Below are 12,213 nucleotides of genomic sequence, written 5' to 3' on the forward strand. Positions count from 1 at the left end.
GTCATTAAAAAAAGCGCCTACAGATATTTCCTAGACGCTTATTTTCCAGCTTCCTAACATCCAATTTCCCGGGCAATAATATTACGCTGAATTTCAGATGTTCCCTCTCCTATTTCTGTTAACTTGGCATCCCGAAAAAATCGTTCTACCTTATAGTCATGAATATACCCCCATCCTCCATGTATTTGAATGGCTTGATTACAAACTCGCATTGCTACTTCTGACGCGTACAATTTACAGATGGATGCTTCCTTTGTAAATTTTTTCCCTTGATCTTTCAACCAAGCAGCTTTATATACATATGTTCTCGCTAATTCTATTTCCATTACCATATCAGCTAATTTGTGTTGAATTGCTTGTAATTTTGTTAACGATTTACCAAATTGTATTCGTTCTTTTGCATAATTTAATGCCAATTCATATGCACCTTGTGCTATCCCTACAGCCATAGCCCCTATACCAATTCTACCGCCATCTAAAGTGATCAAAAACTGACGAAAACCATTGCCGATTTCCCCCAACACACTATCGAGAGGAACGCGAACCTGATCAAGATAGATTTCAGTTGTATTGGAACTTTTTAACCCTAATTTATTATAATTCGATTGGATTGTAACTCCTTTTTCATTTGTAGGTACAATAAAAGCCGTTATTTCATTGCGTACATTTTTTTTCGTATCCGTTCGCGCAGTTAAACTTAGGAATTTTGCATAACTAGCATTAGTAATAAAGCATTTCGATCCTTGAATCACCCATGTATCTTCTTCTTTTTTACCTACTGTCTTTGTACCGGCTGCATCAGAACCAGCATTTGGCTCTGTCAGTCCAAATGAGCCTAAAGATTCTCCTGTGCAAAGCGGCAGCAAATATTTGATTTTTTGCTCTTCCGTGCCAAATAAATTAATAGGTGCACACCCAAGTGAAATATGTGCCGAATATGTAATCCCTGTTGATGCACAAACACGACTAAGTTCTTCTACTGCGATAGCAAAAGAAATGGTATCTGCTCCTGCTCCACCGTATTTTTCAGGTATATTTAATCCTAATAAAGATAAGTCTGCCATTTTGTTTATGATCTCTTGAGGGAAGTTGCCAGTTTTATCCCTCAAATCAGCACCAGGCTTTACCTCAGCCTCAGAAAACTCACGCATCAAATTTCGAATCATGGATTGCTCTTTCGTAAGTTCAAAGTTCATTCTTTGTCCCCCTACAACCCTTATTGACAGCGCTTTCAGCCTTATTATAGGCGAGGAGGTTTGTTTTCTTCAATTATTTTGTTAATTCAGATGATAAAGGCTTATTTCTCCACTTCACTGATTTGCATTACTATGCAAATAGGGTTAGAATGAGGACACAAAAACAGCTCACCATATTTTGTTAAATTGAAACAAAATACAATGAGCTGTATGAACAACTTTTATTCTAAAAAGTCTTTTAAACGTTTACTGCGGCTTGGATGACGTAATTTACGCAAAGCTTTGGCTTCAATTTGTCGAATACGTTCACGAGTTACCCCAAAGACCTTTCCAACTTCTTCAAGGGTGCGTGTACGTCCATCGTCTAATCCAAAACGCAAACGCAACACATTTTCTTCTCGTTCAGATAATGTATCCAATACGTCTTTTAATTGTTCTTTTAATAATTCATATGCAGCAGCTTCGGCAGGAGCAGTGGCATCATCATCAGGAATAAAATCACCCAGATGAGAATCATCTTCTTCACCAATTGGAGTTTCCAAAGAAACAGGTTCTTGGGCAATTTTCATGATCTCTCTTACTTTTTCAGGTGTAAGTCCCATTTCTTTGGCTATTTCTTCAGGCATTGGTTCTCTGCCTAATTCTTGAAGTAACTGTCTAGATACACGGATCAGTTTATTAATAGTCTCTACCATGTGCACAGGTATACGAATGGTACGTGCTTGGTCCGCAATTGCTCTAGTGATTGCTTGGCGTATCCACCATGTAGCATACGTACTAAATTTAAACCCTTTTCGATAATCAAACTTTTCCACAGCTTTGATTAGACCCATATTACCTTCTTGAATGAGATCTAAAAATAACATACCTCGACCTACATAGCGTTTAGCAATACTAACAACCAGACGTAAATTAGCTTCAGCAAGTCTTCTCTTTGCCTCTTCATCTCCTTCTTCGATTCGAGTAGCAAGATCAACTTCCTCTTCGGCTGACAGAAGCGGTACCCGCCCAATTTCTTTTAAATACATACGAACTGGATCATTAATTTTCACACCAGGAGGTACACTCAGATCATTTTGTAAGAAATTATCATCATTCTCACTATCATCATTATGGTTGAAATCTTCTTCATCATTCATAACTTCGATTCCTTGTTCTGTTAACACCTCAAAAAAATCATCAATTTGTTGAGGATCTTGTTCAAAGGGTGACAGTTTCTCCATAATAGATTTATATGTTAAAACACCCTGTTTCTTTCCCGATTCAATTAATTGTTCCTTGGCTTGATCTAATGTTAATTCATCGACATGTGATTCGTTTGCCAAAGTAATTCCTCCTTCCTTTTACTGCTTTATACCAAATTTTGCTTTTTTCTGAGCTGTTCAATCACTTCTAATCCCAACTTTGCTGCTTTTAACGGCTCTCCTGCATTCTCTACTCTCTTCACCTGTTTGCCTTGTTGCCTTATCGCTTCAACCAAATCAGATTTTCGTATTCTATCTATTAAACTCAAGATCATCTCTTTACTTACTTCTATCGGTAACTCTAACATACCGAGTGCCGTAATCTTTTTAATCAAATCCGGCATTTCAAGAGATTGGATGACAGGTACAAAACCTTCTGGATTACCATCTGAGTAGTAAGCACATAAATAAGGAATAAAAGATCCAAATTCCCCTTTAAAATGATAATCTTGTAGCTCTTCTTTCACCCAATCTGCTACCTTTTTATTTTGTATCATATGTGCTACTAAATATTTTTCTGCCACTTCTATCGGTGAATTTCCAAGCGTATGTTTGCTAACCTTTTGATTACCATTATTCCACTTGACTTTTTCTTTATCCCTCTGTATGATCTTCTTTTTGGGAAATTTTTGCTTGTTTAGTTCTTCTTTTACAGCTTCCAACGATAAATGAAATTCTTCTGTCAATTGACGAGCATATAAGTCTTGTTCTGTTGCAGTTGGCAAAGAAGAAATAAAACGGATAGCAGCACTAATGTAACTCAAACGGTCATCATCATCTGTCAGTCTATACCCTCTTTTTAACCGATTTAATTTAAATTGAGCAATCGGTTTGGCTGCTCCTAATACTTCTTCTCGAAATGTTGATGCACCTCTATTCCGAATAAATTCATCAGGATCGGTACCAACTGGCATCTGTGCTACTTTCACTGTTAACTTCTGATCTTTCAATATTTCTAATGTACGTTCGGTCGCTGATTGTCCAGCCTCATCAGAATCAAAACAAAGAATGACTCGATCTGAGTTTCGACCAATTAAACGAGATTGTGTATCCGTTAAAGAAGTCCCTAGAGGAGCTAGCCCATGATATATTCCTGCTTGCCACAATGAAATAACATCCATAAATCCCTCCATTAGAATAGCTTGTCCATCCTTGCGAATATGTTTCCGGGCACGAGAAAGATTAAACAAATGATTCCGTTTTTGAAAAAGCCGCGTCTCCGGAGAATTCAAGTATTTAGGTCCATTATCCGCAAGTGCCCTTCCACCAAAGCCAATTACCCTACTTTGGGAATCAGCAATTGGAAAAAGAATGCGATTTCGGAAGCGATCATATGGAGTTTTGTTTTTATCTTCAGGAACTACTACTAAACCAGCTTCACTAAGCAAGTCAATGGATACACCTCTTTTTTGAAAAAAAGGTATCAAACATTCATTGGATGGTGCATATCCAATTTCAAATGTTTTAATGGTTTCCATATTGATTTTTCTTTTTTCCAAATAAGCTCTTGCTTCACGACCATAAGGTGTATGCAATAAGAAGTGATGGTACAACTTTGCGGCAGTAGACAGAACATCTCTCAACTGGTTCAAAGTTTGATCTTCACTCGAAACAGTGTGTACTTCTTCTGGGATGGTAATACCTTTTTCTTTTGCTAGATATACCACTGCTTCTTGAAATGTAAATTGTTCTACATCCATTAAAAATTGGATAACATCTCCCCCAGCACCACACCCAAAACAATGAAAGATTTGTTTGTGAGCAGCCACAGAGAAGGAAGGAGTTCGTTCAGAGTGAAATGGACAGATCCCAAAGTAATTACGTCCGCTTCTTTTTAAATTCACATACTGTCCTACAACATCCAAGATGTCTACTTCCTTACGGATTCGCTGTAAAATCTCTGAAGATATTTTTCCCATGAACACCACTGCCCCTAGCCTGTCAGAGATGATTAGCACTTGGAATAGTTCGCCGTAAAAAAAGATTCTCCTGCAAATTTACTAGAATTTTATTTGGTAAAATATTCATAGCGAATAAGGCTAGAAAACCCTTAGTATTTATAGGCGAAATAAATCCATTCCAATGAAAAATGATTAATTCGAAGTTTAGTAAATAACAAATCTCATATGCTCTATTCTACAAAAATATATGGAGTCCTTCTAATTGAATAATTTTCCGTTTTTAGGGCATACAATCATTAATATACATTAAAAACAGAAACAAAAAAATAGATTTTCTAATAAATACTAGATAGAAATATTTAACTAGAATCTAAAAAACACAAAAAAAACCCGGACGAACCGGGTCCAATTATTTAATTTTTTTTGACAGGATCATTTAAAACTGCATGAGCGGCTGACAAACGGGCAATTGGTACACGAAATGGTGAACAACTGACATAATCAAGCCCTACTTGATGAAAAAATGCAATAGAACTTTTCTCTCCTCCATGCTCTCCGCACACACCTGTTTTTAGCGCAGGTTTTGTTTGTCTACCAGCTTTTACTGCAATATCCACTAGGGATCCTACACCGTCTTGATCGAGTACAATAAATGGATTTTCTGGCAGCACTTTTTGCTCAACATACGTATGCAAAAATTTTCCTTCTGCATCATCTCGACTATAGCCAAATGTAGTTTGGGTTAAGTCATTTGTACCAAACGAAAAGAAATCAGCTTGTTCTGCTATAGCTTGAGCAGTGAGAGCAGCACGAGGTACTTCAATCATTGTACCTACTGTGTATTCAAATGATATCCCAGAGTCTTGTTGTATTCGATCTGCAATTCCGATTACCATCCTACGCAGTGCCTTTAATTCTTGCACATGACCTACCAGTGGTATCATAACTTCTGGATATACTTCTACTCCAGATTGAATTGATTCAACTACTGCTTGGAAAAGCGCTTCCACTTGCATTTCATATATCTCTGGATTCGTAATTCCTAAGCGACAACCTCGATGACCTAACATTGGATTAAACTCATGAAGCGAACGAACTTTTTTCAATAATGCTTCTTTAGCAATCATGTCTGTCGAATTTTCTTTTCTTTCCTGCATTTTAGTCAGGTCAACTACTAATTCCTCTATATTCGGTAAAAATTCATGTAATGGTGGATCTAATAAGCGTATATTTACTGGTAATCCATTCATTGAAGCAAATATTCCCTTAAAATCTTCCTTTTGCATTGGCAATAACTGATCCAGAGCAATTTTTTGTTCTTCTTCATTGTCGGCAAGTATCATTTTTTGTACGATAGGAACTCTATCTGGTTCAATAAACATATGCTCAGTTCTACATAAGCCTATTCCTTCTGCACCAAAGAGTCTTGCTTTTTGTGCATCTGTAGGATTGTCTGCATTTGCTCTTATTTTTAACTGTCGTACTTCATCTGCCCATGTTAACATTTGTTCAAACTCATCGGAAAGATTTGGGTCTATTAAAGGTACCTCCCCTAATATGACCTTCCCGGAACTGCCATCAATCGTTATACGATCTCCTCGTTTTAAAGAAATAGAACCCACTTGAACACTAGATGAACGTAAATCTATTTTTAATTGTTCGCAACCACAAATACATGCTTTCCCCATACCTCTGGCAACTACAGCAGCGTGGCTTGTCATACCGCCCCTGCTTGTTAAAATTCCTTGAGATGCTAAAATTCCATGAATGTCTTCCGGAGTTGTTTCTGGACGAACCAAAATTACTTTATGTCCTTTTTCCGCTAACTTTTCCGCTTCATCTGCATCAAAAACAATTTGACCAGATGCAGCTCCTGGCGATGCTGGAAGTCCTTTGGCTATTACTTGTAATTCTACCGCAGTGTCGATTCGTGGATGAAGCATTTGATCCATTTGATCTGGATCAATCCTTAACAATGCTTCCTTTTTGTTCAATTTTCCTTCTTTGACCATTTCAACAGCTATCTTTACAGCCGCTTGAGCTGTTCGTTTTCCTGATCTGGTCTGCAAAATATAAAGATTTCCGCGTTCTACTGTGAATTCAATGTCTTGCATATCATGATAATGTTCTTCTAATAGATTAGATAAATTCACAAATTGATGATATATAAGAGGCATTTGAGTTTGCAAGTCAGCAATTGGTTTTGGAGTACGAACTCCTGCAACCACATCTTCCCCTTGTGCATTGATTAAAAACTCTCCATACAGTTCCCGATCTCCTGTAGAAGGATTACGCGTAAAAGCAACACCAGTACCGGAGTCTTCACCTAAATTTCCAAAAACCATCATTTGAATATTTACTGCTGTTCCCAAATCATCAGGTATTTTATTGATTTTCCGATAAATTTTCGCTCTTGCATTGTTCCATGAGCGGAAAACGGCTTCAATGGATTGAGAGAGCTGAACTTTTGGATCTTGGGGGAATGGATTTCCGGTTTTCTTTTGTACTAGCAATAAGTATTGATCAATCACATATTTCCAGTCTTCTGCTAAAAGAGCAGTATCTTCAGAAACATGTTTCTTCTGTTTTTGTTCTTCAATAATATCTTCAAATAAATAATGATCTAAGCCAAGTACAACGTTGGAAAACATTTGGATGAAACGGCGATAGGAGTCATATGCAAATCGAGGATTATTAGATAATTGTGCTAATCCTTGAACGGTTTCATTATTTAAACCTAGATTTAAAATGGTATCCATCATGCCAGGCATGGAAAAAACAGATCCAGAGCGCACAGAAACTAAGAGGGGATTTATTACATTTCCAAATTGTTTCCCAGTCTGCTTTTCTAAATCTTCCAATGCCAGATAAACTTGCTCCATCAATTCTTCTGATAACTGTTCATTGCCTTGATAGTAATCCAAACATGCAGTTGTCGTAATTGTAAATCCAGGAGGAACAGGTAAACCTACTTTTGTCATCTCTGCAAGGTTTGCCCCTTTTCCTCCTAATAGATGTTTCATCTCTTTTGTGCCTTCAGGGAACAAGTATACCTTTTTTGTCATGATCATTCCCACCCCTGTTTGTTAATCATATCTAAGATGATATTAGCCGTTTCTTCCACTGCTTTATTGGTCACATTAATTTGAGGACATCCAATTTTACGAATAACTTTTTCTGCATACTCTAATTCCTCGATAATTCTTCCCATATTTGCATAGCTTGCTTCAGATGTCAGCCCCAGTGCCTTCAATCGTTCACGTCGAATGCTATTCAGGTGCTCTGGATCAATGATCAAACCAATACATCTTTTTCGAGGGATAAGATGTAATTCATCAGGCGGCTCGACTTCAGGAACAAGCGGTATGTTTGCCACTTTTAATCCACGATGAGCTAAGTACATGGATAATGGTGTTTTCGATGTTCTTGAAACTCCGATTAAGACAACATCCGCACGCAATACTCCGCGTGGATCTTTTCCATCATCATATTTCACAGCAAATTCAATTGCCTCTACTTTTCGAAAATACTCTTTATCCAATTTATGAATTATCCCTGGTTCACCTTTTGGTTCTTTTTCCAACAACCGGCTGATGCCATTCATTACTGGTCCTATCAAATCGACATACGGTACTTGATTGCGAACTGCTTCACTGATCAAATAATGCTGCATCTCCGGTACAACTAAAGTGAATACTACAAGCGCTTTTTCTTCCTTAGCAATTTCCATTGTTTCTTTGATTGTTTTTTTATCTCCAACATAAGGAACACGTCTTATTTCCACTGCTTTTGATCCAAATTGACTGGCAGCTGCTCGAACAACTGCTTCTGCCGTCTCCCCAATAGAATCAGAGAGTAGATAAATAACCGAATGGTTTAACAACTGGGTCCCTCCTATATATTCATTGCTTGTCCTAGTTCTACGAATGCCTTTGCAATTGTTGTCTTCGTAATACGTCCAACCACTTCCCATTCCCGCTCAAAATTTTGATGTGGACGTACAACTGGAAGGGAGTCTATTTGATGTGTAACCATCTGCAAAGCCGCTTCAAAGAGTGAATCTTCATTCTTACAGAGTATGAGATTTGGCATGCGAGACATAATTATACTTACTGGAACAGTATTTAACTCCGATTGCCCCATAGCGGCCTTTAACAAATCTTTTCGAGAAACCACACCTGCTAAGAAACCTTCTTTTTTCACAACAAAAATGCTTCCAATGTCTTCAAGAAACATGGTGCAAATGGCATCGTAAACAGATGTATTTTCTTGAATCACAATCGGCACCGATTTGTAATCTCCTACGGAAATACTTTTTATGTGTTCTCCCAATAATTGATTCGCAGTCTTACCAGTATAAAAATATCCAACTCTCGGTCTTGCATCTAGGAAACCAGACATTGTGAGAATCGCCAGATCAGGACGCAAAGTGGCTCTTGTTAAATTCAGTTTTTCTGCGATTTGTTCTCCAGTTATGGGACCTTCTTTTTTCACAATGGAAATAATAGTTTCTTGGCGCTTGGTCAGCTCGATGGCTTTACACCTCCTAGTCATTCTATTGTGTTATACTTTTATTATAATTACTCCATATAGTATATACTATATTTCGCTATTCGTATAACAGAAGTTTTTGCTAGCCTATGTCAAATTGAGTTTTTATGTCATGAAAATTCTAACTTATGAGATAATTGATCTGCAACAACAAAATTTCGGAGAAGTGAATTTATATTGCAGCAGGCTTTTTGAGATAATATTCTGATCGGGATGTTCCAAATCAGTAAAAAAAACCTGCCGACCATAGAATAGGCGGCAAGCTGTATAACAGATTCTCATTGTAATTTATCCGTTAAAAACGATTTGATCGAAAGCTGCAAATGAACTGGTAAGGTTATCAATTTCCCGCAATAACGCGAGGCGGTTTCCTCGAATCTTTTCTTCGTCGACCATTACCATCACATGATCAAAGAAATGATGAATGTTGCTGACCATTGCTGCAAGTGAATCATATTTTTCCGCTTCTGTTTGATCAGTTTCTTGGAAACTCTGCTCTGCTTGTTTAAAAGCATTATACAAAGAATATTCATGCTCTGTATCAAATAAATTTTCATTTACTAGGCGATCATCCGCCTTTTGTGCTAAGTTGGAAACTCTTGTGAATGCCTCTACTTGACCTTTGAATGTTTCTTCTTCTAATAATGTTGCTAAGATGCTGGTTTTTTGCATCAATGAAGACAACTCTCCAATTTTCCCCAGCAGAACTGCATCAATCACATCATAACGAACTTGTTGTTCTAACAAATATGATTTTAAGCGGACACGGAAGAAATCAGTTAATTCACTTATTAATTGTTCTCTATTGTCGGAAACCCCTGCTTCATACATCACATTGCTTGCTTGTGTAATTAAATCTGTTAAAGAAAGAGACAGTTTTGCATGGTGAAGCAAAATATGAATAATAGCGGAAGCTTTCTTACGAAAACCATATGGGTCTTGTGATCCGCTGACAGAAAGTCCAACTCCAAATCCCGAAGCTAATGAATCAAAGCGATCAGCCAATGCAAGGATAGTACCAATTTTACTCTCAGGAAGATCATCTTTGCCATGGCGTGGTAAGACCTGTTCAAAAAGAGCAGTAGCTATATCACTTGATTCACCATGAAAATTTGCATATTCCCTTGCCATATAACCCTCTAACTCTGGAAATTCACTCACCAACTGCGTCGCTTGATCAAATTTTGCTATTGAAGCTGCACGAAGGAGATTTTCTTTTTCTAACTTTGTAAGATCGACTGACTCAGCAATGGCTAGTGCTATTTTCTTTCCTCTATCTACTCTTGCTGCCATCGATCCTAATTCTTCCTGATATACAATGTGCTTCAATTTTTCCTGTGCTGCCTTGATCGATTGTTTTTTATCTTCTTCAAAGAAGAATTGTGCATCCGATAATCTTGCTCGTAAAACTTTCTCGTTACCTTGACTCACATACTGCAATCCGTTTTTATCACCATTTCGTATCGTTACGAAAAATGGCAGAAGTTCATTATGCGGATTTTGTACGGGAAAATATCGTTGGTGCTCTCTCATTGTTGTAATCAGTACTTCTTTTGGCAGTTGTAAATATTCATCTGCAAACTGACCACTTACAACTGTTGGATACTCAACTAACTGGGTAACTTCTTCGAGCAGCTCCAAGTCTACAGGAATAAACCAGCCATTTTCTTTTTGTAATTCTTGTAACTGCTGCTCGATAATACTTTGTCTTTCATCCATATCCACAATCACATACTGATCCCTAAGAGCAAGAGAATAATCTTTCGCATGGGAAATTGAAATCTCGGATCCTAAAAAGCGATGCCCTCTTGTTACTCGATCAGCAGTTACCCCTGCAAAAGTAATTGGAATAACATGTTCATCTAAAAGACTTACCAACCAACGAACAGGACGGATAAACTTTGTTCTTGTATGCTCCCATCTCATTGTTTTGGGGAATGTGATATTTTCTAATACATGAACAAATGATTGCTCGATAACTTGTGCTGTTGGCAAACCTATTTCTTGTTTATGAGCAAATACGTACTCTGTTCCTTTTACTTCTTGTAATCGCAAACTACTTATTTCTACTCCATTTTTACGAGCAAATCCAACAGCAGCTTTGCTCCATGTTTCATCGTCTAATTTTGCGATTTTTGCTGCTGGACCACGAACGGATTCCGTCTTATCACTTTGTTTATCCGCTACTTCCAAAACACTCACTGCAATTCGTCGAGGAGTAGCATAGGTTTGAATCGAACCGATATTTATCCGATTTTCATGAAACCAAGCGGACACCTTCTCAGCAAACTGTTTAGCTGTTTCTCGTACAAACCTTGCTGGGATCTCCTCACAACCAATTTCGAATAAAAAATTATGCATCATATGACTCTCCTCCTTGCTTTAACAAGGGATAACCTAGTTTTTCTCGTTCTTGAATAAAAGCCTTCGCACATCTTCTCGCTAAATTTCGAACTCTTTTTATGTAACCTGTACGTTCGGTTACCGAAATAGAACCTCGAGCATCTAGCAGATTGAATGTATGTGAACATTTCAAGATATAGTCATAGGCAGGAAAGACAAGCGACTCATCCAGCGTTCTAGCCGCTTCTTTTTCAAAAGCATCAAATTGTGCAAATAAAAAATCTTCATCTGAAATTTCAAATGTATATTTGGAATGCTCATACTCTGCTTGATAAAAAACATCCCCATATGCTACCCCTGCTACCCATTCCAAATCAAAAACATTTTCTTTATTTTGTATATAGGATGCCAGTCTTTCTAATCCGTATGTAATCTCAGCGGATACAAGTTCCGTTTCAATGCTTCCAACTTGTTGAAAATAAGTAAACTGCGTTATTTCCATTCCATCTAACCAAACTTCCCAACCAAGACCAGCAGCTCCGAAAGTAGGATTTTCCCAATTATCTTCTACAAAGCGAATATCATGTTTCAACGGATTTAGCCCCAAGACACGTAAACTATCTAAATAAATTTCTTGAATATTTTCCGGTGCAGGTTTCATAATAACTTGAAACTGATGGTGTTGATATAATCGATTGGGATTTTCCCCATATCTTCCATCCGCAGGACGCCGTGAAGGCTCCACATAAGCTACATTCCACGGTTCAGGACCTAATGCACGTAAAAAGGTCATTGGATTTAAGGTACCAGCTCCTGTCTCCACATCATAAGACTGAACCAAGATACATCCTTTTTCACTCCAAAATTGTTGTAATTGACGAATCATTTGTTGAAAATTCAACGATTTCACCTCCATAAAATAACAAAAGCTTCTCCATCCCATGTGATAAAAAAACAAATCACATAGGGACGAGAAGC

The 12,213-nt window shown here is 37.6% G+C and carries 8 protein-coding genes and 1 other annotated feature (1 of these 9 running past the window's edge); all 8 genes read right to left on the reverse strand.

What is annotated here, in order from left to right:
* Positions 1 to 53: 53 nt before the first annotated feature.
* The 8 genes from AC5WOC_RS07025 to glyQ all read right to left on the reverse strand — a co-directional run bounded on the left by AC5WOC_RS07025 (position 54) and on the right by glyQ (position 12,136).
* Positions 54 to 1,196, reverse strand: coding sequence for an acyl-CoA dehydrogenase family protein (locus AC5WOC_RS07025; RefSeq protein WP_496054682.1), 1,143 nt, complete (start codon positions 1,194 to 1,196; stop codon positions 54 to 56).
* Between the two features lie 221 nt (positions 1,197 to 1,417).
* Positions 1,418 to 2,521: an RNA polymerase sigma factor RpoD gene (gene rpoD / locus AC5WOC_RS07030; protein WP_496054683.1), complete on the reverse strand. Its 1,104-nt coding sequence runs from the start codon at positions 2,519 to 2,521 to the stop codon at positions 1,418 to 1,420.
* 26 nt (positions 2,522 to 2,547) lie between these two features.
* The gene (dnaG, locus tag AC5WOC_RS07035) at positions 2,548 to 4,359 is read right to left on the reverse strand and encodes a DNA primase (protein ID WP_496054684.1); all 1,812 of its coding nucleotides are present in this window, start codon (positions 4,357 to 4,359) and stop codon (positions 2,548 to 2,550) included.
* A gap of 395 nt (positions 4,360 to 4,754) precedes the next feature.
* Complete coding sequence (ppdK, locus tag AC5WOC_RS07040; RefSeq protein WP_496054685.1) at positions 4,755 to 7,406, reverse strand: pyruvate, phosphate dikinase; 2,652 nt, start codon at positions 7,404 to 7,406, stop codon at positions 4,755 to 4,757.
* Between the two features lie 2 nt (positions 7,407 to 7,408).
* The gene (locus AC5WOC_RS07045; protein ID WP_496054686.1) at positions 7,409 to 8,224 is read right to left on the reverse strand and encodes a pyruvate, water dikinase regulatory protein; all 816 of its coding nucleotides are present in this window, start codon (positions 8,222 to 8,224) and stop codon (positions 7,409 to 7,411) included.
* 11 nt (positions 8,225 to 8,235) lie between these two features.
* Positions 8,236 to 8,895, reverse strand: coding sequence for a transcriptional regulator CcpN (gene ccpN / locus AC5WOC_RS07050; protein WP_496054687.1), 660 nt, complete (start codon positions 8,893 to 8,895; stop codon positions 8,236 to 8,238).
* Between the two features lie 285 nt (positions 8,896 to 9,180).
* Entirely contained in the window at positions 9,181 to 11,256 is a 2,076-nt protein-coding gene (gene glyS, locus AC5WOC_RS07055) for a glycine--tRNA ligase subunit beta (RefSeq protein ID WP_496054688.1), read from the reverse strand.
* Positions 11,246 to 12,136 carry a glycine--tRNA ligase subunit alpha gene (glyQ, locus tag AC5WOC_RS07060; RefSeq protein WP_496054689.1) on the reverse strand — a complete coding sequence of 297 codons (891 nt, stop codon included), beginning with the start codon at positions 12,134 to 12,136 and terminating at the stop codon, positions 11,246 to 11,248. The genes glyS and glyQ overlap by 11 nt, the downstream gene beginning before the upstream one ends.
* 61 nt (positions 12,137 to 12,197) lie before the next feature.
* Positions 12,198 to 12,213 (reverse strand) — a binding site (T-box leader); it runs 162 nt beyond the window's last position.

The organism is Shimazuella sp. NTD247 (genome assembly GCF_059510415.1).

Excerpts from the sequence above, each read along its gene's own strand:
- glyS (WP_496054688.1), bottom strand. The coding sequence starts at position 11,256 with ATGATGCATAATTTTTTATTCGAAATTGGTTGTGAGGAGATCCCAGCA.
- dnaG (WP_496054684.1), bottom strand. The coding sequence starts at position 4,359 with ATGGGAAAAATATCTTCAGAGATTTTACAGCGAATCCGTAAGGAAGTA.
- ccpN (WP_496054687.1), bottom strand. The coding sequence starts at position 8,895 with ATGACTAGGAGGTGTAAAGCCATCGAGCTGACCAAGCGCCAAGAAACT.
- ppdK (WP_496054685.1), bottom strand. The coding sequence starts at position 7,406 with ATGACAAAAAAGGTATACTTGTTCCCTGAAGGCACAAAAGAGATGAAA.
- AC5WOC_RS07025 (WP_496054682.1), bottom strand. The coding sequence starts at position 1,196 with ATGAACTTTGAACTTACGAAAGAGCAATCCATGATTCGAAATTTGATG.